Annotated in this window: 21 protein-coding genes; 15 read left to right on the top strand and 6 right to left on the bottom strand. The window is 71.7% G+C overall.

The window, feature by feature from the left end; all coding sequences use genetic code 11:
• The first annotated feature begins 79 nt into the window (after positions 1-79).
• The 5 genes from ACPA54_RS31270 (at position 80) to arcC (ending at position 8,082) form a co-directional block, all read left to right on the top strand.
• Positions 80-2,755, top strand: a complete 2,676-nt coding sequence (locus ACPA54_RS31270) for a polynucleotide kinase-phosphatase (RefSeq protein ID WP_423534780.1) — start codon at positions 80-82, stop codon at positions 2,753-2,755.
• A 397-nt stretch (positions 2,756-3,152) separates the two neighbouring features.
• Positions 3,153-4,583 (top strand): amino acid permease, encoded by a 1,431-nt coding sequence (locus tag ACPA54_RS31265; protein WP_423534772.1) that lies wholly within the window; start codon positions 3,153-3,155, stop codon positions 4,581-4,583.
• A 111-nt stretch (positions 4,584-4,694) separates the two neighbouring features.
• A complete protein-coding gene (locus ACPA54_RS31260) occupies positions 4,695-5,924 on the top strand; it encodes an arginine deiminase (protein WP_423534771.1) in 1,230 nt (409 codons plus the stop codon).
• Between the two features lie 76 nt (positions 5,925-6,000).
• Positions 6,001-7,002 (top strand): ornithine carbamoyltransferase, encoded by a 1,002-nt coding sequence (gene argF, locus ACPA54_RS31255; RefSeq protein WP_423534769.1) that lies wholly within the window; start codon positions 6,001-6,003, stop codon positions 7,000-7,002.
• 144 nt (positions 7,003-7,146) lie between these two features.
• The gene (gene arcC, locus ACPA54_RS31250; RefSeq protein ID WP_423534767.1) at positions 7,147-8,082 is read left to right on the top strand and encodes a carbamate kinase; all 936 of its coding nucleotides are present in this window, start codon (positions 7,147-7,149) and stop codon (positions 8,080-8,082) included.
• Positions 8,083-8,151: 69 nt separating this feature from the next.
• Here the strand turns inward: arcC and ACPA54_RS31245 are convergent, their stop codons facing one another.
• Positions 8,152-9,849: a flavin monoamine oxidase family protein gene (locus ACPA54_RS31245; RefSeq protein ID WP_423534766.1), complete on the bottom strand. Its 1,698-nt coding sequence runs from the start codon at positions 9,847-9,849 to the stop codon at positions 8,152-8,154.
• A 306-nt stretch (positions 9,850-10,155) separates the two neighbouring features.
• Between ACPA54_RS31245 and ACPA54_RS31240 the strand changes: the two genes are divergently transcribed.
• The 7 genes from ACPA54_RS31240 to ACPA54_RS31210 all read left to right on the top strand — a co-directional run bounded on the left by ACPA54_RS31240 (position 10,156) and on the right by ACPA54_RS31210 (position 16,388).
• The gene (locus ACPA54_RS31240) at positions 10,156-11,196 is read left to right on the top strand and encodes a hypothetical protein (RefSeq protein ID WP_423534765.1); all 1,041 of its coding nucleotides are present in this window, start codon (positions 10,156-10,158) and stop codon (positions 11,194-11,196) included.
• Positions 11,197-11,243: 47 nt separating this feature from the next.
• On the top strand, positions 11,244-11,606 hold the full coding sequence (locus ACPA54_RS31235) for a hypothetical protein (RefSeq protein ID WP_423534764.1): 363 nt from the start codon (positions 11,244-11,246) through the stop codon (positions 11,604-11,606).
• A gap of 252 nt (positions 11,607-11,858) precedes the next feature.
• A complete protein-coding gene (locus ACPA54_RS31230; RefSeq protein WP_423534763.1) occupies positions 11,859-12,746 on the top strand; it encodes an ABC transporter permease in 888 nt (295 codons plus the stop codon).
• Positions 12,739-13,542 carry an ABC transporter permease gene (locus tag ACPA54_RS31225; protein WP_423534762.1) on the top strand — a complete coding sequence of 268 codons (804 nt, stop codon included), beginning with the start codon at positions 12,739-12,741 and terminating at the stop codon, positions 13,540-13,542. The genes ACPA54_RS31230 and ACPA54_RS31225 overlap by 8 nt, the downstream gene beginning before the upstream one ends.
• Positions 13,543-13,555: 13 nt before the next feature.
• A complete protein-coding gene (locus ACPA54_RS31220; protein WP_423534761.1) occupies positions 13,556-14,536 on the top strand; it encodes an ABC transporter ATP-binding protein in 981 nt (326 codons plus the stop codon).
• Between the two features lie 616 nt (positions 14,537-15,152).
• Positions 15,153-15,776, top strand: coding sequence for a class II aldolase/adducin family protein (locus ACPA54_RS31215; RefSeq protein ID WP_345675517.1), 624 nt, complete (start codon positions 15,153-15,155; stop codon positions 15,774-15,776).
• A gap of 84 nt (positions 15,777-15,860) precedes the next feature.
• Positions 15,861-16,388 carry a hypothetical protein gene (locus ACPA54_RS31210; protein WP_423534760.1) on the top strand — a complete coding sequence of 176 codons (528 nt, stop codon included), beginning with the start codon at positions 15,861-15,863 and terminating at the stop codon, positions 16,386-16,388.
• A 27-nt stretch (positions 16,389-16,415) separates the two neighbouring features.
• Here ACPA54_RS31210 and ACPA54_RS31205 read toward each other — a convergent pair whose 3' ends face one another.
• The 3 genes from ACPA54_RS31205 to ACPA54_RS31195 all read right to left on the bottom strand — a co-directional run bounded on the left by ACPA54_RS31205 (position 16,416) and on the right by ACPA54_RS31195 (position 18,601).
• Positions 16,416-16,823, bottom strand: coding sequence for an AMIN-like domain-containing (lipo)protein (locus ACPA54_RS31205; protein ID WP_423534759.1), 408 nt, complete (start codon positions 16,821-16,823; stop codon positions 16,416-16,418).
• A gap of 951 nt (positions 16,824-17,774) precedes the next feature.
• Complete coding sequence (locus ACPA54_RS31200; RefSeq protein ID WP_423534758.1) at positions 17,775-18,413, bottom strand: hypothetical protein; 639 nt, start codon at positions 18,411-18,413, stop codon at positions 17,775-17,777.
• An 11-nt stretch (positions 18,414-18,424) separates the two neighbouring features.
• Complete coding sequence (locus ACPA54_RS31195; protein WP_345675318.1) at positions 18,425-18,601, bottom strand: SPOR domain-containing protein; 177 nt, start codon at positions 18,599-18,601, stop codon at positions 18,425-18,427.
• Between the two features lie 115 nt (positions 18,602-18,716).
• Here ACPA54_RS31195 and ACPA54_RS31190 point away from each other — a divergent pair, with 115 nt between their 5' ends.
• Positions 18,717-19,262: a hypothetical protein gene (locus tag ACPA54_RS31190; protein WP_423534757.1), complete on the top strand. Its 546-nt coding sequence runs from the start codon at positions 18,717-18,719 to the stop codon at positions 19,260-19,262.
• On the opposite strand, the gene ACPA54_RS31185 is transcribed toward ACPA54_RS31190, so the two are convergent.
• Entirely contained in the window at positions 19,150-20,727 is a 1,578-nt protein-coding gene (locus ACPA54_RS31185; RefSeq protein ID WP_423534756.1) for an MDR family MFS transporter, read from the bottom strand. The two genes, ACPA54_RS31190 and ACPA54_RS31185, sit on opposite strands and share 113 nt — an antisense overlap.
• Positions 20,728-20,862: 135 nt before the next feature.
• On the bottom strand, positions 20,863-21,405 hold the full coding sequence (locus tag ACPA54_RS31180; RefSeq protein ID WP_423534755.1) for a hypothetical protein: 543 nt from the start codon (positions 21,403-21,405) through the stop codon (positions 20,863-20,865).
• Positions 21,406-21,813: 408 nt separating this feature from the next.
• Between ACPA54_RS31180 and ACPA54_RS31175 the strand changes: the two genes are divergently transcribed.
• Both ACPA54_RS31175 and ACPA54_RS31170 read left to right on the top strand, forming a co-directional pair.
• Positions 21,814-22,236 carry an ATP-binding protein gene (locus tag ACPA54_RS31175; RefSeq protein WP_345675314.1) on the top strand — a complete coding sequence of 141 codons (423 nt, stop codon included), beginning with the start codon at positions 21,814-21,816 and terminating at the stop codon, positions 22,234-22,236.
• A 363-nt stretch (positions 22,237-22,599) separates the two neighbouring features.
• Entirely contained in the window at positions 22,600-24,459 is a 1,860-nt protein-coding gene (locus tag ACPA54_RS31170; RefSeq protein WP_423534754.1) for an IucA/IucC family protein, read from the top strand.
• The last annotated feature ends 32 nt before the right edge of the window (positions 24,460-24,491 follow it).

Here is a 24,491-nt window from a genome sequence, read left to right as displayed (position 1 = left end):
GGTCCACACCGTCGACTGATCTCGGATACTCGTATCAGAGCACGCTCCGGACCCCACCCCCGACCGCACCCCGAACCACCTGGCAGAGCACGCTCCGGACCCCACCCCCGACCGCCCCACCCGAGGCCGCCGCACCTCCAACCGCACCTCCAACCGCGCCTCGGGCAGCCCCACCAACCACCCCGCCGACCGCCCCCTCCCCGTCCCCGACCTCTCCCTCGTCGTCCTCATAGGCACCACCGGCGCCGGCAAGTCGACCTTCGCGCGTACCCACTTCCGCGGCACCCAGGTCCTCTCCTCGGACTTCTTCCGCGGCATGGTGTCCGACGACGAGAACGACCAGGCCGCGTCGAAGGACGCGTTCGCGCTGCTGCACCACGTCGCGGGGGTGCGGCTGGCCGCCGGGCGGCTGACCGTGGTCGACGCGACGAACGTCCAGCAGGGTGCACGGGCGCAGTTGGTGCAGTTGGCGCGGGAGCACGACGTGCTGCCGGTGGCGATCGTGCTGGACGTCCCGGAAGACGAGTGTTTCGCGCGGAACGCGCAGCGGGAGGACCGCAAGCACCTGCCCCGCAGCGTGATCACGCGGCAGCGCCGGGACATGACGCGGTCGCTGCGGCATCTGGAGCGCGAAGGGTTCCGCAAGGTGCATCACCTGCGGGGTGTCGAGGAGATCGCGGCCGCGCGGATCGTCCTCGAGAAGCGGTACAACGACCTCCGGCACCTCACCGGGCCGTTCGACATCGTCGGCGACATCCACGGCTGCCGCGCCGAACTCGAGACGCTGCTGGCGCGGCTCGGCTACGCACTCGTCCGCGACGACACCGGGCGGGCCGTCGATGCCGTGCACCCGGACGGCCGTACCGCGGTGTTCGTCGGCGACCTCGTCGACCGCGGTCCGGACACGCCGGGCGTGCTGCGTCTGGTGATGGGCATGGTCGCGGCCGGGCATGCGGTCTGCGTCCCCGGCAACCACGAGAACAAGCTGCTGCGGGCGCTGCGCGGCCGCAAGGTGAGCGTCACCCACGGGCTCGCCGAGTCGCTTGCGCAGCTGGAGGCGGAGAGCGACGAGTTCCGGGCCGAGGTCGTGGCGTTCTGCGACCGGCTGGTGAGCCACTACCTGCTCGACGGCGGCAGCCTCGTCGTCGCGCATGCCGGGCTGCCCGAGAAGTACCACGGCCGCACGTCGGGCCGGGTGCGCAGCTTCGCGCTGTACGGGGACACGACCGGCGAGACCGACGAGTACGGCCTCCCCGTCCGCTACCCGTGGGCGGAGGAGTACCGCGGCCGCGCGACCGTCGTGTACGGCCACACCCCCATGCCGCGCGCCGAATGGGTGAACAACACCATCTGCCTGGACACCGGCTGTGTGTTCGGCGGTGAGCTGACCGCGCTGCGGTACCCGGAGCGCGAGCTGGTGGCGGTGCCCGCCGAGCAGGTCTGGTACGAGCCGGTCCGGCCGCTGCGCGCCGCCGCTCCCGGCGGCCGGGACGGGCGCCCCTTGGCGTTGTCCGACGTGCTTGTGCCCGACGACCCGATGGGCCGCCGGGTCGTGGAGACCCGGACCGGCGGCCGGGTGATGGTGCGCGGCGAGAACGCGGCGGCGTTGGAGGTGATGAGCCGGTTCGCGATCGACCCGCGGTGGCTGGTCTACCTGCCGCCGACGATGGCGCCGTGTGCCACGTCGGACCGGCCGGGGCTGCTGGAGCATCCCGAGCAGGCGTTCGCGCAGTTCCGCGAGGACGGCATCGGCCTGGTGGTGTGCGAGGAGAAGCACATGGGGTCGCGTGCGGTGGCGCTGGTGTGCCGCGACCAGGAGGCGGCGCTGGACGCGTTCGGCATCGCCGAGGGCACGGGTGCGCTGTGGACGCGCACCGGGCGGTCGTTCCTGCCGTCGCCGGAGCTGACCGAGGAGTTCCTCGGCCGGCTGCGGGCCGCGGTGGACGCGGCCGGGCTGTGGGACGAGCTGGGGACGGACTGGCTGCTGCTCGACGCCGAGCTGATGCCGTGGTCGGCGAAGGCCGTGGAGCTGCTGCGCCGCCAGTACGCCGCGGTGGGTGCCGCGGCGGGTTCGGCGCTGCCCGCGGCCGCGGCGGCGCTGGCGCGCGCCGCCGCCCGCGGGGTCGACGTCGCGGATTTGTCCGCCCGTATCGGTACGCGGGAGGCGAACGCGCGGGCGTTCACCGAGGCGTACCGCCAGTACTGCTGGCCGGTCGAGGGTCTCGACGGGCTGCGGTTCGCGCCGTTCCAGGTGCTGGCCGGGCGCGGCGCGTCGTACACCGGCAACGGCCACGACTGGCATTTGGCGCTCGCCGACCGGCTGGTGGCCGCCGATCCGTCGGGGCTGCTGGCCCCGACCGGGCGGCTGGTGGTGGACGTGCGCGATCCCGGGCAGGTCGCCGCCGGGATCGCCTGGTGGGAGGAGCTGACCGGGGCCGGGGGCGAGGGCATGGTCGTCAAGCCGCTGGCCGCGGAGGGCGATCGGCCCGCGGGAACGCGGGTGCAGCCGGGTGTGAAGGTGCGCGGGCCGGAGTACCTGCGGATCATCTACGGCCCGGACTACGCCGAGCCCGAGCACGTGGAGCGCCTGCGGCACCGGCACCTCGGGCACAAGCGGTCGCTGGCGCTGCGCGAGCACGCGCTGGGCCTGGAGTCCCTCGACCGGCTCAGCGCGGGCGAGGGACTGTGGCGGGTGCACGAACCGGTGTTCGCGGTCCTCGCGTTGGAGTCCGAGCCGGTCGACCCCCGGTTGTAGCCGGGGCGCGGGGCTCGCCTTCCGGCACGTACCCCCGGCCCTCGGCCATGCGGCATTCCGCGTGGTCGAGGGCCGGGGGTTTGTGCGTATTAGTGCGGGTATTGATGCGCCATTGTCCGGATATGCCGCCGGTCGGGGCCGGTGTCCCGGTCGCCGGGAGTCGACGGTCCGCCGAGGCCGTGACTCCTGCGGGACGTCGGGGCGGTCGCTCGGGAGCGGGATCGCGAGTAGAGGGATTCGCCGATATCTGGTCGAATCTTCTTCAAAGCACCACAAAACATCACAAAGAACCACAGGAGTCTTCGCAACTCTCCACAACGTGATTCTTCGTCGCGCGTCCGTACGTTCCCGCGTGCGGTCGCGCCAGCTCGTGAGCGCCGATTTCAGGAGGATCGAGATGGGCCAACCAGCGGCTCCGTCGGGCGCGCCGGTCGCCGACGCACCGATCGCGGACATCCCCGACGCAGGCAAAGGTACTCTCGGGCTTCCGCAAGCCACCGCGCTGGTCATCGGCGGTGTCATCGGAACCGGCATCTTCCTGCTCCCGGCGACCCTCGCCAAATACGGCACCGTCTCGATTCTGGCCTTCGGGCTGGTCACGATCGGTGCCCTTTGCCTCGCCGTCATCTTCGGCAAGCTGGGCCGCCGCATCCCGTCGTCCGGTGGCCCGTACGCCTACGCCCGCGACGCGTTCGGCGAGTTCCCCGGCTTCCTCAACGCGTGGTCCTTCTGGATCACCGCGTGGGCGGGCAACGCGGGCATCGCCGTCGCCTGGGTCGGCTACGTCAACTACTTCCTGCACTGGGACTCGACGATCGGGAAGATCGTCATCGCCCTGGTCGGTCTCGCCGTGCCCGCGCTGGTGAACGTCTCCGGCGTCAAGAACATGGGCGCGTTCCAGCTGGTCACCACGGTGCTGAAGTTCGTGCCGCTGCTGTTCGTCGCCGTCGTCGGCCTCTTCTTCATGCAGAGCGCCAACTTCGGCCCGTTCAACGCCGCCGGCGGCAGCTTCCTGCACGCCCTCCAGACGTCCGCCGCACTCGTCGTCTTCGCCTACTCCGGCATCGAAGCGGTCTCCATCGCCGCCGAGCGCGTGAAGAACCCGGAGCGGAACATCGGCCGCGCGTCCGTGTACGGCACGCTCGCCTGCGCGGTGGTCTACATGCTGTCCACCGTCGCCATCTTCGGCAACGTCCCGCACGACCAGCTGGTCGGCTCGACCGCCCCGTTCTCCGACGCCCTGAACAACATGTTCGGCGGCAGCGTGTGGGGCGGCGTGATGGCTGCGATGGCGATCATCTCCGGCCTCGGCGCGCTCAACGGCTGGACGCTGCTGGTCGCCGAAATGCCCTACGCGGCGTCCCGCGACGGCATGTTCCCCAAGGCGTTCGGCAAGCTCAGCAAGGCCGGCGTCCCCACGGTCGGCATCCTGGTCGGCACCGTCCTGACGATCATCGTCATGGCCGTCAACTACCTGTGGTCCGAGGACGCCTTCGAGACGATCCTGCTGCTGGCCACCGTCACCACGGTCATCCCGTACCTGTTCTCCGCTTCCGCCCAGCTGTTCTGGCTGGTGACCCGGGAGCGGGCGGTCAGCCGCGGTGCCCTCGCCAGAGACCTGGCCATCGCGATCGTGGGCATGGCGTTCACGCTCTGGATGGTCTACGGCGCCGGCGAGGACGCGGTCCTGAAGGGTCTGATCATGCTGCTCCTGGGCATCCCCGTCTACATCTGGGTGAAAGCGTCCCGGGGTGAGTACGGACCCAACGAAGTCGTCCACGACAAGTCCGGAAAGGCGGTCGGCACGGCGTCCTCCACCGAGGAGTGACCCGCTCCGGCTCGCTGCGAGCGGCTCTTCACCGCTTCGAGCCGCTCCGAGCCGCTCGGTTCAACGGCCCCCACATCCGCGGGAGATCCCCGCACTGCCAAGGAGGTTCCCATGGGATTCAATGTCCAGTCGGAGACCGGGCGGCTCAAGCAGGTCATCCTGCACCGGCCGGACCTGGAGCTGAAGCGCCTCACCCCGACCAACAAGGACGAACTGCTCTTCGACGACGTCCTGTGGGTCAAGCGGGCCCGCGAGGAGCACGACGCGTTCGCGGACGCCCTGCGCGACCGGGGCATCACCGTCTACCTGTTCGCCGACCTCCTCAGGGAGACGCTCGGCAACGAGCCGGCCGCCAAGAAGCTGGTTCTCGACCGGGTGTTCGACGAACGCCAGTACGGCCTCCTCGCCGTCGACGAGCTGCGCGGCCTGTTCGAAGGCCTCGACATCCAGACGTTGGTCAAGCACCTCATCGGCGGCATCACCAAGCGCGAGATCCTCGAACGCATCGACGAACCGCACTCGGTCGCGTTCCACACCATGCACATGGACGACTTCGTCCTCAAGCCGCTGCCGAACCACCTGTTCACCCGCGACACGTCCGCATGGGTGTACGACGGCGTCAGCATCAACGCGATGCAGATGCCCGCCCGGCGCCGCGAAACCGTGCACTTCGAAGCGATCTACGGCTACCACCCGATGTTCGCCAAGGGCGACTTCAACGTGTGGAACCCCGGCCAGTCCTCCTACCCGGCGACCATGGAGGGCGGCGACGTCCTGGTCATCGGCAACGGCGCGGTGCTGGTCGGCATGAGCGAGCGCACCACCCCGATGGGCGTGGAAGCGCTCGCCCAGAAGCTCTTCCAGCACGGCTCCGCCACGAAGATCGTCGCCCTGAAGATGCCGAAGGCCCGCGCGTTCATGCACCTCGACACGGTCATGACGATGCTCGACGGCGACACCTTCACCAAGTACGCCGGCATGGGGATGCTCCCGTCGTACACGATCGAGCCCGGCGACAACGACGACGAGCTGAAGGTCACCGACCACCCGGCCGACGACATGCACACGGCCATCGCCAAGGCGCTCGGCCTGGACGGCATCAACGTGCTGGCGGCGACCCAGGACGTGCGCTCGGCCGAGCGCGAGCAGTGGGACGACGGCTGCAACGTCCTCGCCGTCGAACCCGGCGTGGTCTTCGCCTACGAGCGCAACGTCACCACCAACACCTTCCTGCGCAAGAACGGCATCGAGGTGGTCACGGTGCGCGGCAGCGAACTCGGCCGGGGCCGCGGCGGCCCCCGCTGCATGAGCTGCCCGGTGGAGCGCGAGCCGGTCTCCTGACACAGTGGCGATCTGAAGACAATCCGACGGAGCCCCCGCCGGCCCGGCCGGCACGTACGAAAGAAACCCCGGAGTCATGGCTTTCAACCTGCGCCACCGCAACTTCCTCAAGGAACTCGACTTCACTCCCCAGGAGTTCAAGTTCCTGATCGACCTGGCCGCGGACCTCAAGGCGGCCAAGTACGCCGGCATCGAGCAGCAGCGCCTCAAGGGCAAGAACGTCGCGCTGATCTTCGAGAAGACGTCGACGCGCACCCGCTGCGCGTTCGAGGTCGCCGCCCACGACCAGGGCGCGAACGTCACCTACCTCGACCCGAGCGGCTCGCAGATCGGCCACAAGGAGTCGATGAAGGACACCGCCCGGGTGCTGGGCCGGATGTACGACGCCATCGAGTACCGCGGGTCGAAGCAGGAGTACGTCGAGGAACTCGGCGCGTACGCGGGCGTGCCGGTGTGGAACGGCCTCACCGACGAGTGGCACCCGACGCAGATGCTCGCCGACATGCTCACCATGAAGGAGCACTCGGACAAGCCGCTGCACCACATCTCGTTCGCCTACCTCGGCGACGCCCGCAACAACATGGGCAACTCGCTCATGATCACCGCGGCCATGCTCGGCATGGACGTCCGCATGGTCGCCCCCAAGGCCCTGTGGAACGACGACGCGATCATCGCCAAGGCCAAGGAGATCGCGGCCAAGACCGGCGCCACCATCACCCACACCGAGGACGTCAAGCAGGGTGTCAAGGGCGTCGACTTCCTCTACACCGACGTGTGGGTCTCCATGGGCGAGCCCAAGGAGGTGTGGGACGAGCGCATCACGCTGCTCAAGCCGTACCAGGTCAACATGGACGTGGTGAAGGCGACCGAGAACCCCAAGGTCAAGTTCATGCACTGCCTGCCGGCGTTCCACAACCGGCACACCCAGGTCGGCGAGGACATCTACGAGAAGACGGGCATGGAGGCCCTCGAGGTCACCGACGAGGTCTTCGAAGCGGACTTCTCGATCGTGTTCGACGAGGCCGAGAACCGCCTGCACACCATCAAGGCGATCATGGTCGCCACGCTCGGCGACTGACTTCCCGCTCCACCTGCCCCCACCGGCGCGCGGGGGCGAACACCCTCAGGCCCGGGTGCCCGGACCGCCGACGACTGGAGCACCCGGGCCTGACGTTTCTCTGATCCGCCCGATTTGTTCGCATATTCGATCAAGGGAACTGCCATGCGCGTGGTTGTCGCTCTCGGCGGAAACGCCATGCTTCAGCGCGGGGAAAAGCCGGACGCGGACGTCCAGCTCGCCAACATCCGCAAGGCCGTCAAGTCCCTCGCACCGCTCGCCGAACAGCACGAGATCGTCGTGACACACGGCAACGGGCCGCAGGTCGGCGTCCTCGCGCTGCAGTCGGCCGCGGACAAGTCGCTGACCATCCCGTACCCGTTCGACGTCCTCGGCGCGGAGACCCAGGGCATGATCGGCTATTGGCTGCTCCAGTCGCTGCAGAACGCGCTGCCCGGCCGCCAGGTGTGCGCGCTCATCAACCAGACGCTGGTGTCGGCCGCCGACCCGGCGTTCGACAACCCGACGAAGTTCGTCGGCACCGTCTACACCGAAGCCGAGGCCAAGCAGGTCGCCGAGGAACGCGGCTGGGTCGTCAAGCAGGACGGGCAGTATTGGCGCCGGGTCGTCCCGTCGCCGCGGCCGCGCCGGGTGATCGAGACCCGGCTGATCCGGCAACTCCTCGCCTCCGGCGCCATCGCGGTGTGCGCGGGCGGCGGCGGTGTGCCCGTCATGCGCAACGAACTCGGCCAGCTCGTCGGCGTCGAAGCGGTCGTCGACAAGGACCTCACCGCGTCGCTGCTCGCCGAGGCGCTCGAAGCCGACGCGCTGCTGCTGCTCACCGACGTACAGCGGGTCATGCGCAACTTCGGGCAGCCGAACGCCGAGGAGATCCGCAACGCGACACCGGCGCAGCTGCGCGCCGAGGACTTCCCGGCCGGGTCGATGGGGCCGAAGGTCGACGCGGTGTGCCACTTCGTCGAGATGACCGGCGACATGGCCGCGATCGGCTCGCTCGAGCAGGCCACCGAGATCCTCGCGGGCAAGGCGGGCACCATCGTGACGCCGAGCGGGCAGTACCCGGAGCGCGGGCTGCTCTGAGCCGGGCCGGGTGGGCGCGAACGGCGGCGGCGTCCGGGGCACCGCCGCCGTTCCGTGCCGTCGGACGTTTCAGACCTGCTTCGCGACCTCGCCCGCGGCGCGCTCGCCGCTCTGCACCGCGGCGTTCAGCGTCGCGCCGTAGCCGTTGGTGTGCTCGCCGGCGAAATGGATGCGGCCTTCCTGGGTGCCTTCGTAACCGCCGAAGGTCGTGGTCTGGCCGATCTTGTAGAAGTGGTACGCCCCGTAGTGCCACGGGTCGATCGTCCACTGGTCTTCCCAGGCCCGCCCGGTGTACGCGGCGCGGGTGCCCGGCAGCAGGTTCTCGATCTGGTTGAGGAACCACCGCACGTCGGCCGACGGCGCGGGGCCGTGCGCCTGGCCGGTGTAGCGGGTGCGCGCCGTGTCGCCGCCGGGGAAGTTGACCAGCAGTGCCGGGGCACCGTCCGGGCCGCGCTCGACGGAGCCGTCCCATGCGGTCTGGTAGCCGCCGGGGCCGGTGTTGGTGATGCCGTTGCTGCCCGCCGCGGGCCACGTCTTGTGGTCCAGTTCGAGCGCCAGCTTGGCGTGCGCGCCCATGCCTTGCTCGGCGATCGCCCGGCGCTTGAGCGGCGACAGCCCCGACCCGCTCAGGTCCACGAAGCGCAGCGTGCTGAACGGCAGCGCCAGCACGACGTGGTCGGCTTGGACGTCGACCAGGCGGCCGAAGTGGTTGAAGGTGAGCGTGTAGCTGCCGTTGCCGTTGCGGCGCAGGGCGACGAGTTCGTAGCCCTGCTTGACCGCGCCGCTGGGCAGTTCGCGGACCATGCCGGAGACGACCTGGTCGTTGCCGCCCTTGAGGTGGTACAGCTCGTCGAAGCCGCCTTCGTCGGCGGCGGCGGTCGCGGCGGCCGGGGCGCCTGCTCCGTCGCCTCCGGAGCCGTAGAAGCCGACGAGTTCGAGCGCGGACACCTCGTAGGCCTCGCCGCCGCTTTCCAGCTGGCGGGTCTGCATCATCTGGCCGATCGAGGAGCGCGGGTCCAGGCCGATGCTGTCCATGTACTCGAGGTACGACATGCGGTCCAGACGCCGCGCGGTCGGCGTGGAGTCGTTCCAGCGCGGCCGGCCCATCGCCGCGAAGTCCTTGCTGATCTGGGGCATGAACTCGGCGAGGTCGGCGGGGTAGCCGAGGTACTTCTTGTTGTTGACCCAGGCGTAGTACTCGCCGGTGTCCAGGGCGCCCCCCTGGTGGCGTTCCTTCTCGATGCCGAAGCGCTGCGCGAGAGCCAGCAGTTCGACGTCCTCGGTGCTGACGAACGAGCCGCCGTGCTCGCTGACCATGCCGTCCGAGAAGTAGTCCCGGAGGGTCCAGCAGCGGCCGCCGACGTGGGTGGTGTCGGCCTCGTAGACGGTCGACGCGATGCGACGCGGCCCGGTCCACAGCTGGTGGGCGCAGCGCAGGCCGGCCAGGCCGGCGCCGACCACGACCACGCGCGGGGCGGTCGCGCCGGCGGCGTGCGCCGAGGACAGCACGGTGCCGGGGAGTGCGGCGGCGGCCGCGGTGAGGCCGGCGGCGCCGAGGAAGCGGCGGCGGCCGAGCCCGGTGCGCGAGGCCTCGTCGTTCCCCTCGCGTTCCCGGCGGCGTTCGGTGTTCGCGGCGAACACGCCCGCGAGTTCGGCGGCGGGCATGCCGCGGCGTTCGGCTTCGCGGTGCAGGGAGAGCGCGGCGCCGAGCGGGTCGGGGGTGCCGACGCGGGTCCTCGAACGCAGCAACGATTTTGCGGACTTCATGGGCAAGTCTTCCCCTCGTCTGTCCGGTCGTGTTCCGGTGTGCGCGAACGCCGGAGACGCTCGCGTGCCGAGGCTGCGGACGGTGCGATTCTCGGCGGTGTGAAGGTGGTTCGACCCGGATCGAAAACGTGGAGCGCGCACGGAATGGATGGAGTGAATCGTGCGCACAACGTTGATGTCAACGATGTTGCGCTGCCTTGCGGGGAAGAACTTGTCCCGCAGCCAACGGGTTTGCGCACCCGCGCGACCCGAGTCCACTCTTCGGCGTGACTGCCCAAAAGGGGCGCCGAGTGTCACCATCGGCCTATGGCTGCCTCCGTGATGCCTGCCGCCGACACCCTCACCCGCACACTCCTGGCCGCCCGCGACGCCGATTGGCGCACGTGGACCCGCGCCGATCTCGAACGCGTCGCCGCATCGCTGTCGTGGCGCGTCGACGGCCTCGGCGACGACGCACTCGATCCCGGCGTCCCCGGACTGGCCTGCACCTGGACCGGCGACGACGAATGCCCGGTCCTGCGCTTCGAGGTCCTGGTACCGGCCCTCACCCCAGGACCCGACCTGCCGCCGTCCGCCGGACCGGGCCGCAGCCTCGGGTTCGGCGCCGGCCTCTCCGGAGAATCGTGGGGGCTGCCCGGCACCGGATTCCCGCGCGACCGCGACCGCGAACTCGACGCCGCACACACCCGGCTGGTCGCCTCCGTCACCGCCGCGCTGGGCCCCGCGCCGTGGCGCGGCGGACCGGGGGCATGGCTGCGCTGGCGCAACCGCAGCACGACCCTGCGGATCACCCGCGACCACGAGCGCGGCGCGCTCACCATGGAGCTGTTCCCGACCCGGCCGTGGGAAGCACGCGAACAGCGCCGCTTCGCGGACGCCGACGGACTCACCGGCCTGCCCTACGACTGGTGCGTGAGCCGCCCGGACCTGGCACTCGCCGAACTGTTCCTGCCGTTCGGCCCCGACCCGAACGACTGGGCCGACTTCGCCCGCGCCGTCCCCGAACTTCTCGCGTCCACCGTCGCGGACCTCCCGCTGGTCGGCTGGATCGAACCGATCCTGCTGGTCGTCGGCGAAATCGCCCGGCCGAGCCGCACCGTCGAACTCCGCATCGGCCAAGACCGGCTCGAACTCGGCGGCGTCCCCGGCCTCGCCCGCCAGGTGTGGCTCCGCCCCGGCGGCGAACACGGGCGCCGCGCGGGCGGATTGCTGCTCGACGCCTTCGCCGAGTGGGGCATCACCACGGCCTCCGCCATGCGCGTGCGCTCGTGGACCAGCGGCGGCTACGTCGACTTCCCCGGCCTCGGAGTTCGGCCGGAGGGCGCCCACCCCGACGACGTACGATGAGCCGCCGCGCCGCCCGCGCTCGGCGGGGGGCGGTACGGAACGGTGCGGTGGCGTTCGGCTTTTCGGCGGGCCGCGTGCGCGCGGCGGGCCTGGTGGAGTGGCAGCCCGACGTTTCCGGCGAACGCCCGGTCTGGCGGATCACCCTTGACCCGGCGTCGGCGCTGCGCGCGGTTCCGCTGGGCGCGGCGCCCGACGGAGCGCGCCTGGATCTGCCTTTCGCGAGCGGATTCCGGCCCGGCTTCCTGTACACGGCGTGGCTTGATGTCGACGGCGAAGGCCTCGGCGCCGCGACGGTGTCGTTCGCGCCGGGCGACCTCACTGCGGGACCGGGCGTGTACTTCCTCGAAGAGCGCTCCACCGTACAGGCCTTCGCCAAGGAAGCCCGCCGCGTCTGCAAGGCGAACGTGTGAGCGGGCGGGTCGGCGTGCGCTGCACGAGGGGGTGAAAGGGCTCGGCGACGGCCCGACCCGTCGTGTAGCGTGAACGGCCTTGCCCGGGGTGCCGCGGGCGGGTCCGGCGGTTCGGAAACCGCATCAGGACCCCGCGGCGAAACCAAGAGCGAGCGATTCCCCTGACCGACCGACGCCGCGCGTCGGGCGTTCCGCCTACGCGCGCACATGTCGGCGCGCGGCCGCGGGCCCCCGGCGCGGGAGGAGTTCGTCATGCCGTTCGCCGCCGCATGTCCGGAAACGGACCGACCCGACCGACCACCGCAACCCGCCGCCCGCCGGGGCCTAGCCCCCGCCGCCGAGAAGGCGCGCTGCTTCGGCGCGCTCGCCGCCGCCGGCTACCGGCGCTACGCCACCTACCGCCAAGCCGCCGTCGCGGGACTGTTCACCAACATCGTCTTCGGCGCGATGCTGTGCGCCATCATGCTCGCCGCCGCGCACGGCGGAAACACCCCCGGCGGCTACACCGCCGCCCAGCTCGTCGCCTTCGTCTGGATCGGACAAGGGCTGCTCAACGTCGTCTACATGTGGGGCTGGCGCGAATTCTCCGACCGGATCACCTCCGGCGACGTGACGTCGGACCTGCTGCGCCCGGTGGACCCGATCGCCGCGTACGCCGCCGCGGACCTCGGCCGCGCCGCCCAGGCGATGCTGTGGCGCTGGCTTCCGCCGGTGGTGTTCGGCCTGCTCGTGTACGACATGTACATTCCGCACCGCGTCGCCACCTACCCGCTGTTCGCGGCCTCCGTCATCCTGGCCGTCGTGGTCAGCTTCGGCGGCCGCTACCTGGTCAACCTGACCGCGTTCTGGCTGCTCGACGTACGCGGCCCGTTGATGGTGTGGGGCATCGCCTCGGCCGTGCTGTCCGGCAACTACTTCCCGCTGCGCTTCCTGCCCGAGTGGACGCAGTGGCTGGCATGGGTGGCGACCCCGTTCCCGAGCCTGTTCCAGGCACCGCTGGACGTCGCGGTGGAGCGCACGTCCGTGGCCGCCGCCTCCGCGACCGTCCTGGTCCAAGCGCTGTGGGCGGTCGTCTTGTACGCGCTGTGCGTGCGCGTGCAGCGGCGCGGCGTCGTACGGCTGGTGGTGCAAGGTGGCTGACAGCGTGCGCGTCTACCGCGCACTCGTCGGAGCGCAGATCCGCAGCCAGAGCCAGTACCGGGCGTCCTTCCTGCTCGACGTCGGCTTCACCACGCTCTTCTGCGCGATGGAAATCGTGTCCGTACTCGTCATCTTCCGGGTCACCCCGGGACTGGGCGGATTCGACGTCCGCGAAGTCCTGCTGATCGCCGCCCTGTGCCAATGCGGCTTCTACTGCGCCGACCTGCTCGTCGGCAACGTGGAACTCGTCTCCAAGTACGTGCGCACCGGACTGCTCGACTCGGTACTCATCCGGCCCCGCAGCAGCCTCGGCCAACTCCTCGCCCTCGACTTCCCGTTCCGCAAAGTCGGCCGCGCCGTGCAAGGCGTGGTGATCTACGCCGTCGCGCTCTGGTGGGCCGGGGTCGCCTGGACACCCCCGCGCGCCGTGCTGGCCGTCGTGGCACCGGCCGCCACCACGACGCTGTTCGCCGCGGTCTTCGTCGCGGGCGCGACGGTCGCGTTCTGGTGGATCGACTCCGGCGAATTCGCCAACGCGTTCACCTACGGCGGGCGGACGTTCGGCTCGTACCCGATGGGCATCTACCCGCTGTGGCTGCGCGACGTCTTCGCCTACGGCCTCGGCATCGCCTTCGCCGGCTACCAGCCCGCCCTCGCCCTGCTCGGCCGCCCCGACCCGCTCGGCACCCCCGCATGGGCGGCCTGGCTCAGCCCCGCGGTCGCCGCCGTCGCCTGGGCCGCGGCACTCGCACTCTGGAACACCGGCATCCGCCACTACCGCAGCACCGGCTCGTGAGGAGGACCCGACGATGACCACCACGACCACCACGAACACCCTCGCCGTCCACGCCCAAGGCCTGCGCAAAGACTTCGAGGTCAAACGCAAAACCGGTCGGCTGCGCCGGGAAACCCGCACCGTCTCCGCCGTCGACGGCGTGGACCTCGCCGTCGCCCACGGCGAAACCGTCGGCTACATCGGCCCGAACGGCGCCGGAAAATCGACCACGCTCAAAATGATGACCGGCATCCTCACCCCCAGCGCCGGCGACCTGCGCGTCTGCGGCCTGGAACCGGTACCGCGGCGCCGGCAGCTCGCCCGACGCATCGGCGTCGTCTTCGGACAACGCTCGCAACTGTGGTGGGACCTGCCGCTGCGCGAGTCGTTCCGCCTGCTCCGGCACGTCTACGGCGTTCCGGAAGCCGACCACGCCCGCCGCTACGCCCAATGCCGCGACATGCTCGACCTCGACGAATTCCTCGACACCCCGGTACGCCAGCTCTCGCTCGGCCAGCGGATGCGCGGGGAGATCACCGCGGCGCTGCTGCACGGCCCCGACGTGCTCTTCCTCGACGAACCGACCATCGGCCTGGACGTCGTCAGCAAGCAGTCCCTGCGGACCTTCCTCGGCGACCTCGGCGCGACCGGCGACGTCACCATCGTCCTCACCACCCACGACCTCGCCGACATCGAACGCCTCTGCCCGCGCCTGATCGTCGTCGACCACGGCCACGTCGTCCACGACGGCACCCTCGCCGCCCTCCACACCCGCTACGGCTCCCGCCGCCGGGTGGTCGTGGACCTCGACCGCCCCTACGACGAGCTGCCGCACGTCGCCGGGGTGAAGGTGGAGCAGGTCGAGGACGACGGCCACCGGCTGGTCTTCACCCTGGACGGGGTCCCGGCCGGCGCCCTCATCGCGAGCCTGGCCCAGCTCGGCGGCCTCCGCGACGTCGCCGTACAGGAGCCGGACATCGAGGAGGTGGTGGCTCGGTTGTATGCGGCGGCGTGAGCGGGCGGTGGCTCGGTGGTGTGCGGCAGCGGGGAGGGCGTCCGTGCGTCGGTTGTACGCGGGGGCGTGACGGCGCCGGGCTGCACTCGGCGGCGTGGGGAGGTCGCGGCTCGGCTGTATGTGCGGGCCTGGGAGGTGGCGGCGCGCTGATACGTGGCGGCGTGAGGTGGAGTGGTGAACGGGGCGTGGGGTGATGGGGCGGGTCGCTGTGGTGAGCGCGGGCGAGCAGGGGGAGTGAGGCGGTGCTGTCGGACGGGCGGCGGGCGCGGGCCGGAACGGTCCGCGTCGCCGCCCCCGCGTCGCCGCCCCCGCGTCGCCGCCCCCGCGTCGCCGCCCCCGCGTCGCCGCCCCCGCGTCGCCGCCCCCGCGCGCCCCGGAGCCCTGCCAGCCTCCGCCTGCCCGCACTGTCGAGCCGGTCGTGTCGGTCTCAGCGTCGGTGCCCGGTGTGGCGGGAAGTGCCCTACCTCCGCATGTGCCCGCGTCCTGGAACGGTAGGTTGGCCCCTTGTGTCCGGCGCCGGGGTCGGATGCCCGGAGGGCGGGGTGGTCCCGCTGCTCGGCGGTCGGGCTGCTGCCTTCGCCCGGGCGATCGACGACGAGGGAGAACCGCCGTGCTCATGAGGGACGCGCGCGCCGCGCTGTGTGATTACGGGCGGCGGGTGGTCGAGCGCGGGTACGTCGTCGGGAGTTCCGGGAACCTCAGCGTGCGGGACGGCGACCTGATGGCGGTCACGCCGACCGGTGTGCAGCTCGACCGGCTCCGGCCCGAGGACTGCCCGGTCGTGGATCCGGCGGGACGGGTCGTGGACGGACGGCTTGCGCCCTCGTCCGAGACGCCCATGCACTTGGCGCTGTACGACACCGCACCCGACGCGAGCGCGATAGTGCACACGCATTCGGTGTTCGGCGCGGTCGTCGCCACGACCCGCGAGGTCCTCCCGGCTATTCACTACAACGTGCTGCTGTTCGGCGGGCGTGACGTGCGGGTCGCGGACTATGCCACGTACGGCACCGCGGATCTCGCCCGCAATGTCCGAGGCGCACTCGCCGGCGGGCGTACCGCGGCGTTGCTGGCCAACCACGGCGGGGTCACGCTCGGGACGGATCTCGACGAGGCGTTCGAACGTACGAGCATCCTCGAATGGCTGTGCGAGGTCTACGTCCGCGCCTGCGGCATGGGCACGCCGCGGATCCTCGACGACGCCGAACTCGCGGACGTGGAAGCCCGGATGCAGGGCTGACCCCGCCACCCGCAGGGGTGAACCGGGACGAGTTGAGTACGCGTACCCAGGCGCCCCGACGCCGCCCCGGCACAGACTGGTCGCATGACGAAACACGCGGTCGGCGATGTCTACCGGGACCCCGCGCGCTTTGCCGACGGACCGTACGGCCCCCGCGACCCCGGCTCGCCGCCGCCCGGCGCGCCGCGGCCGCACGGCCACTACACCGTCGAATTCGACCCCGAGCGCGGAGCGTTCCTGGTCTATCCGGTGGACCCCGCACAGGCCTACGCCGATCCCGCGCACGACCACGCGGCGCCCGAGCGCTCCGGGAGCACCGGCGCCGTCGTCGCGACCCTGCTGGCCCTGTGGCCCGCCACGCTCTTCGAAATGCTCGTGCTGCCGATGCTCGCGGGACTATCCGCCGCGCACGACGGTGCGGGCAGCGGCGAAGTCGCCGCGATGACGGCCGCGTTGCTCGGCGCGCCCGTCGTCGCGACCTGCGGCACCATCGCCGTGTTCACGCTGCGCGGCACCGCGCGCCGGTGGGCCGTGTTCGCGTGGGGCGTGGCCCTCGTCATGATCTGGGTCGTCGTCGCCGGCGTCGCCTCGGGCGGTGGTTACCCGAACTGACGACGCCGGCTCGGGCGTGCCGCGGGGTCAGCGGTACACGTCGACGACGATCCGGCTCGGGTTCGTCAGCGGCATCGTGCGGACTTCCTTGACCGTGCCGCGGGTCGCGACGCCGACGTTGAGGTGGCCTTCGAAGTCGCACGTCACCGCGAAGCCGGTGACGCGCGCCAGGCCGGGCGTGAGGACCAGCCGCGGACCGGTGTACGTCGGGTTGCCCGACGCGTCGTGTGCCGTGCCCGCTGCCTGCACCTCGAAGAACTGGTCGCCGGGCAGCGGGATTTCGGCGCCGGAAGCACAGTTCGTGAGCGGGGCCGGGCCGCCCGAGATGCCGTACGCCGGGACGCCGCCGGAGAAGTCGAGGACGACACGGTCGAACGTCGGGTGCGCGCCGGAGCGGATGTTCGTCAGGTAGCTGTCCGCCGCGGCGACGGACACGGCCGTCCGGGCGGGCGCCGCGCCGGCCGCGGTGGGCAGGAACGCCGCCGCGGCGAGGGCGAATGCGGCCGCGGTACGGGGATCGGGTGCGGCGGGACGTGGGCGGGAGCATGAGTCCTCCTGCTGCGTGGTGCCGGTGGATTCCGACGGGGTCGCCGTCGGACGCGGAGGCCGTGGCGGGGCCCGCGTACCCGTGACGACGCGATGGCACCGCCGTCGGGTTGCTCCGGAGAATAACGATTCTGCACGGAATGTCCGCATGATCCGCGACGTGTCGGACGCACACGTTTTATGGGGCACGCGAACGATCACCCGCACTCACCCCTTGCGCCGAACGCCTCGTCACTCGTGCGGATGAATAGGGGCGTTCCGGCTGGCGCGGGGCGGGCGGGAGCGCGAGCGTACTGGCGGACGGGTCGCCGCCTGGCGTCCCGTCACTCGTATTTTCGGGAGGCTGTCTCATGGATCGGCGCCGCGTCGGATCCTGGTGTGCCGTGGTCCTGTTGGCCGCCGGAGGGGCCTCCGCGTGCGGCGGTTCGCGCGACAGCGTCGCCCCGGCAGGCAGCGTGCCGTCCGGCGCGACCCCGGCCGCGGCCGACGAGGGCGCCAAGGCCCAACTCCCGCGCGGCGGCGCCCCCGGACGCCCGGCGGGCCACCCGACGGGCCCCCAGCCTCTGCACAGCGGCGTCCCGCTCCCCCCGCAGGAAGCCGCGTCGGTACGCCCCGAGGAACCGTCGTTCGTCCCCGGCGAAGTCCCGCCCACCGCCCCGCCGGCAGGTGCCCCGACCCCCGACGCATCACCCACCCCGGCCGCACCTCCGCCGGCCCCCACGGCGGCACCCCCGACCCCGCCGGCCCCACCGACCGGCAACCCGTCGCCGGAACCGACGGGGGCCGGCCCCAAGCCGTCGGGGGCGACGGGCTGAGGCAGGGCGACGACGAGGCCGGGCTTTACGGCGGACTGACGTTCCACGCCGTCGGCAGGTCCGCCTCGCAGAACACGCAGACATAGAAGTCGTCGCGCACCACGTTGACTTCGCGGCAATCGACGCAACGGCGGAAGACCACCGCCGGGGTGAACCCTCCCGGGTGGGAGATCCCGAGACGCCCGAGTGCCGCTGCCACGACCGACCACGAGGTGATGTCAGGGCAGTAGCCCGTGGAGTGGTTCGTGACGTACGAGGCGGACCAAGCGCCGGTGAAGGCGATTTCCCCGGCCGCCCCCACCGGCTCGCCCCCGGCGCAGGCGACGTGCTCGCTGCGCCGCGGTGCCAGGCGCAGAAAGCCGTCGGTCGTGACGACGTAGGTGAACGGCTCGGCAAGGTCCTGCGGGGTCTGCGTCGACAGCCACTCGGCGAAGTCGCCGGGCTCGGCACAGCGGAACCCGGCGGGGCCGGGGGCGTGCCGGAGTTCGGGCGGACCGACGTAGGAGTAGCGCCGCACAGTGGCCGGGGTCGCGTCGTCGCCGAGCGCCTGCCGTTGACGCGTGGGCGCGACGAGCGGCCGAGGCGGTGGCGCGTGCGGCAGCGACGACCCGCCCGGCGGGTCGGCCGGCAGTCCGGCCGGCGAGTGCCCGTCCGCCGTCGTCACCCCGTCAACCCCTACAACCGCGGCCGGTCCGACCGCGACATCCAGTACAGCTGCTTGTGATGCCCGCCGGTTTTCTCGATCTCCTCGAGGCGGGTCCTTGCTTCGTCCTCGGTTTCGTACGAGGCGAGCAGGAACCGGGCGCCGTTGTCGTCCTGGCGCCATACCTGCCAGCGGATCGGTTTCTCCATGCACGGATTATGGACCGTCCGCGCCGCTGCCGGGCCAACGGGCGGCGGTCCCTCGTTCGGGTGATTCGGCTCAAGGCGTCGGGTCGGGGCCGTCGTGGTCGGCTTGCATGGATTCATGGGAAATCTTGTGAAGGTTCCGGTGAACGAACAGGCGCACCAGACGGGTTCCTCCCTGACGGCGGACGCCTTCGACGTCGCCCTGGCCGACCTCCTTGCTGCCGAAGCCGCCGTCGGCGACCGGGCCGCGCACCGCCCCGGTGTCGAACTCGTGCGTCTGGAGCCGGTGCTCGCGCCGGGGGCCGGGCCCGATCTGCCCGGGATACGGTCCATGGCGACCGCCTTGGCGGGGCCGGGCAGACGGGCGGACACGCTGCGCCGCGTGTCCGAACTGGCCTTCCTGCTGGCCGGGCTGGCCGAGTTGGGGCGGCACGCCCTCGTCGCCGACCTGAGCGAACTCGCCGTCCGGCACCTCGCGGCGAATCCGGCGCTCGCCGCCAACCCGCAGGACTGGGTGTGGGACGCCGCCGTCGACCTCGCCGACCTGCACGCTACGGCTTGCGCGCGGACCGGGCGTCCGCCGATGCGGATGCCGGCGCCACTGGGCTCGCCCCGCGCCGCAACGGCAGTTCTCGCAGGGACAGGGCCAGCACAAATCCGATGAGCGCGACCGGCACGCCGGTTGCGAACACCCAGGACAGCGCGTCCGCGAAGGTCGACAGCACCGCGGCGTGCGCGTCGGGCGGCAGCGCGTCGATCCGGTCGCGGGTCAGCGACGAATGATCGCCGCCGAGGGCGTCGGCCGCCGAATCCGGCAGGCCCGCCGCGAGACGATGGGTGAACACCGCCCCCAGGATCGCCACCCCGAACGACGAGCCGATCGACCGGCTGAACGAGTTCAGTGCGGTGGCCACCCCGAGATCGCGGTGCTCGACCGCGTTCTGCACGGCCAACGTGGTCACCGGCCCGATGGTCCCCAACCCGAGGCCCAGCACGACCAGCGCGATCAGCAGCCGCCAGTAGGGGCTCGCCACCCCGAGCGTCGTGAGCAGCGCCAAGCCCACCGCGGCCAGCAGCGTGCCGCCGACCGGGAAGCGCTTGTACTTCCCTATCCGCGTGATGATCCGGCCGCACACCGTCGAACACACCAGCATCGACAGCAGCATCGGGGCCAGCAGCAGGCCGGACGCCGTCGGGCCCCTGCCGTGCACGATCTGCTCGTACATCGGCAGGAACGTCCCCATGCCGACGAACAGGCAGCCCGTCACCAGCGTCAACGGGCACGCAATCCGCACCACCGCGTTGCGCGACAGCAGATGCAGCGGCACCAACGGGTCCGCCGCCCGCGTCTCCGCGAACACGAACAGGCCCAGCAGCCCGACCGCGCACACCGCCAGGATCACGATCGGGGCGGACAGCCACGGATAGGTCGTCCCGCCCCACGTCGTGCACAGGATCAGCGCCGCCGTCCCGCCCGCCAGCAGTAGGCCGCCGAGGAAGTCCAGGGGTTTGCGTTCGCGCCGCTGGGTCGGCGGGCGCAGGACGAAGCTCGTCACCACCAGCGCCACCGCGCCGAGCGGCACGTTGACGTAGAACACCCAGCGCCACGAGAGTTGCTCGGTGATCAGACCGCCCAGCAACGGACCGGACACCGACGACAGAGCGATCACCGAACCGATGAGCCCCTGATAACGGCCGCGTTCCGCGGGCGGCACGAGGTCGCCCACGATCGCCTGCGCGTTGCTCATCAAGCCGCCCGCACCGAGCCCCTGGAGGGCGCGGAACGCGATGAGCGCCGTCATGCTCCCCGCGACGCCGCACAGCACGGAACCCGCGAGGAACACGCAGATCGCCGTCTGGAACAGGTACTTGCGGCCGAAGATGTCGCCGAGCTTGCCGTACACGGGCGTGGAGATCGCCATGGCCAGCGTGTACGCCGTCGTCACCCAGGCCAGGCGGTCGAGGCCGCCGAGGTCCGAGACGATCGTCGGCAGCGCGGTGGCGACGATCGTCTGATCGAGTGAGGAGAGCAGGATGCCGAGCATCAACCCGCCGAACGTCAACAGGATCTGGCGTCGGGTCAGGGGTGGAGGCGGTGCCGTGACGCCGGCGGATTTCCCTGGGGGCATGGCCGCAAGCTAGTTGCAGTGTGCAACGAAGTCAACGAACCGATGCGGTGGCGCGGAACGGGGAAACCGGCGCCGACCTGCCGCTTCACTGGTGCGGGGACGGCCGCGTCGGGGAGGAGGCAGCCGTTCCCCGGACTACGCGGCGGCGGTGGGAGCGGGCTGCCAGCCCTTCTGGCGGAGCAGGTCGACGATGCCGTCGACACCGTCGCCGCGCAGCCGCTCGACGACGCGCACGCCGTCGATCCGCGCCTTCATGTCGGCCGGGCTCAGGCCGCGGGCGATGCATTCCTTGGCCAGCTCGTGCTGGTTCGGCAGCAGCCCGGCGGTCAGCCACGCGTGCACCTGCGCCGCGCTCAGGTCGAGGCGCACCCACGCGGCGGCCATCTCGGAGCGCCACTCCGGGGTCGTCCGCGGGTCGATCTGCTTGATGACCCGGCTGATGTCGAGCTGCCGGTTCGCGCGCAGGTCGGGGACCTGGTGCGAGACGGACGGGCTCGGGATCGACGCGCGGCCCGCCGGCGCGTTGCGCGGCTGATTGCGGCCCTGCGGCAGGTTCGCCTGCCGGGAATCGGAATTGCGCTGGGACCGCGGCATCGGGGTCGCGCGGCGGCGCGGCTGGCGGCCTTCGAGCAGGTTCGCCAGCATGAGCCGTTCGAGCGCGTCCAGGTTGTCGTCCACCCGCATCACCCTTCCGTGAGACTGAGCGGCGGCTTCGAGAGACCGCGGCGACCATCCTGGCCCCCGGCTCCGACACCGCCACGCGCGGCTATGGGCGCACCCTCCTGGATGCGCCGCCACATACGCAGACGCTCCGGTCTTGCCCACGAACAGTGAGGTTCACACACGCGATCGATCAACCTTTCGCGGACATGTGACGATCCGTCAATCTGCTTGCGCCCCGGCGCGGTCCCGCATGCGCCGTGGCGTACGCCCTGGCGCGCCCACACGCGCATTTTGCGGGCGATGCGCAGGCAACCGGTCACCCTACGTGCTGTTTCCTGCCGAACACCGCAGGTCTGGTGTCGGTCATGATCCGACCCCCGTTCGGGGCATTAGGCTGGACCACCGCGCGAGGAGGTGGGCCCCGTGACACTGGGATACGACAGGTCCTGTTGGTTCACGCTGCCTGCCGAGCCCGCCGCCGTGCCCCAGGCACGCCGGGCACTGGCGGACCATCTGGCGTACTGGGGCCTCCCGCAGAGCCACGACCTCGGGTACGGGCTGCGCCTCATCGCCTCCGAACTCATCACCAACGCCGTCGAGCACGCCGCCGTCGTGTCGCCGGAGATCGTCGTGACGCTCACCGTGCACGACGGCTGGCTGTGGCTCGGGGTGCGCGACCGCCACCCCTACCGCCCGGTGGCGCTGTTGGAGACCGTCGACGACACGTCCGGCCGCGGCCTGCTGATCGTGCGGCAGATCGTCGACGAGACCGGCGGGCAAATCCACATCGAAGCGCACCCGGACGGCAAGACCCTGTGGGTCATCCTGCCGTGGCCGGTCGCCTGACCCGCCGCCGCCGCACCCCCCCCGCCGCGCCCGGCCCACCCCCGCCGGCCCCCTTCCGCACCGCTTCCGACCCACCGATGATCCACCGGACGGGTGACTCTGCCGTTCCGCGAAACTCCTCGGCCCGTTCGGGCGTTGAGCCGTCGGGCACACGGCAGGTGGCTGCGGCTGATCGGCGGGGAAGGTATGGGTTACGGTTCTCCGAAGTCTTCGTCCGGTCACCGGCCGGTCACCCGTGCCGCACACGGGAGCCCGACCGCGACGCACGTGCGCCGAACGCCACTGCGCGAGATTTTCCGCACGCCCCCGTGAACACCGCCCCACCGCACGGCCGTTGTCGATCAGGGGAGGTCTGCAGCACAGATGTCGCTTTCCGGTCAGGCGCCGACGACCAACGTCGCGGCGGCCCCGCGTCCCGGCCCGTCCGCCGGTTCGCCCACGCTGCCCCCGCAACCGGACGAACCCGAAGTCGAGCGGCCCGCCGACGCGGCGCGCGCCGCGGACCGGGCCGCCGTCGAAGCGCTGCTGCGCTGCCGGCTGCGCGAAGAGAACACACCGGTGCCGGACGGCCCCGAGGTGCGCCTCGCGCTGGGCGGCGAGCGGCCCGGCGGCGCGCCGGTGGTGCTCGCCGCGGCGCTGGCCTACCGGTCGCCCACCGGATGGCACCGGTTCGGCGCGGTCCGGCGCGGCACCGAGGCCGGCGGCACCGCCGAGGTCGGCGCCGCGGAACTCGCCGCGCTGCTGGCCGCCGAGCACGCACCGCAGAGTGCCGCGGAGTTCGCCGCGCGCGTCGCGGACTCGGTGGCCCGGACCACGTCTCACCTGGTCGTCCGGCGCGCCGAATTCGCGCTCGGCGGGGCCGCGTCGGCACATGTGTCGGCGGCCGGATCCGAGTTCCTCGACGCCGAACAGGCGCTCGTGCTCGGGCACCCTTTCCACCCGACACCGCACAGTCGGCAGTACGTCGACGAGCCGGAGGCAAAACGGTTCTCCCCGGAGCTGCGCGGGCGTTTCCCGCTGCACTGGTTCGCTGCGGACCCGGACGTCGTGCGCCTCGACGCGGACCTCCTCGGCCCTCTTCCGGAGATCTTCGCCGCGCTCGCCGGGCCCGGTCTCGACCGCCCGCCCGGCACCGTGGTCTTCCCCGCGCATCCGTGGCAGGCGCGCGAAGCGGTGGTGCGGCCGGGGGTCCGGGCGCTCCTCGACGCCGGGCACCTGCACGACCTCGGCCCCGCCGGGCCCGAATGGTCGCCCACGTCGTCGGTCCGCACCCTGTACCGCGCCGACGCCCCGGTGATGCTCAAGACGTCGCTCGGCGCCGAGATCGCCGATTCGCGGCGCGAGAACCTGCACGCCGAAATGCGCCGCGGCCTCGCCGTGCACCGCATCCTGGACGCCGGCCTGAAACGCGTCCTGCACGGCGCGCACCCCGGCTTCGACGTGCTGCGCGACCTGGGCTGGCTCACCCTGCGCGGGCCCGGCGCGGAGGGCGAAAGCGGCCTGGAACTCGTGGTGCGCGACAACCCGTTCGGACCACGCGACCGCGTGCTGTGCGTGGCCGGGCTCACCGCGGCGCGCCCCGACGCGCCTTCCGGGCGGTCGCTGCTCGGGCGCACCATCCATGCCCTCGCGCTGCACACCGGCCGCCCGCTGACGGAGGTCGCGGAAACGTGGCTGCGGCGCTACCTCGACGTCGTGGTGGCGCCGGTGCTGTGGCTGTATGCCGACTACGGGCTCGGTCTGGAAGCGCACCAGCAGAACATGCTGGTCGTGCTGGACGGCGACGGCTGGCCGATCGGCGGCCGCTACCGCGGCAACCAGGGCCACCACTTCTCCGCGACACGCGGCACGACGCTGGCGCGCTGGCTGCCCGCCGAAGTCCGCGACGACCCCGCCACGTGGGCGACCGACGCGGTCGTCGACGAACGCCTGGGCTACTGCGTCGGCGTCAACAACGTGCTCGGCCTGGTCGGCGCGATGGGCTCGCAAGGCCTGGCCGACGAGGAGCATCTGCTCGGCCACGTGCGCGCGTTCCTCGCGCGGGTCCGCGCCGGGCAGGCGGACCGGGACGCCGGCGACCTCATCGCGACGCTCCTGGACGCGCCCACGATCCGCTGCAAGGCCAACCTGCGCACCCGCGTCGCCGGGCTCGCGCACCCGTGCGACCCGGCCGCGAACCGCACCGTGTACGTGGCCGTCCGCAACCCGATCGCGGAGGGCTGACCTGCCGAAAGCCCGTACGAGGGACGCGCGGC

The organism is Uniformispora flossi, assembly GCF_049534875.1.
GTDB classification, from domain to species: domain Bacteria; phylum Actinomycetota; class Actinomycetes; order Streptomycetales; family Streptomycetaceae; genus Yinghuangia; species Yinghuangia aomiensis.
This window is presented reverse-complemented; position numbering and strand designations above follow the sequence as displayed.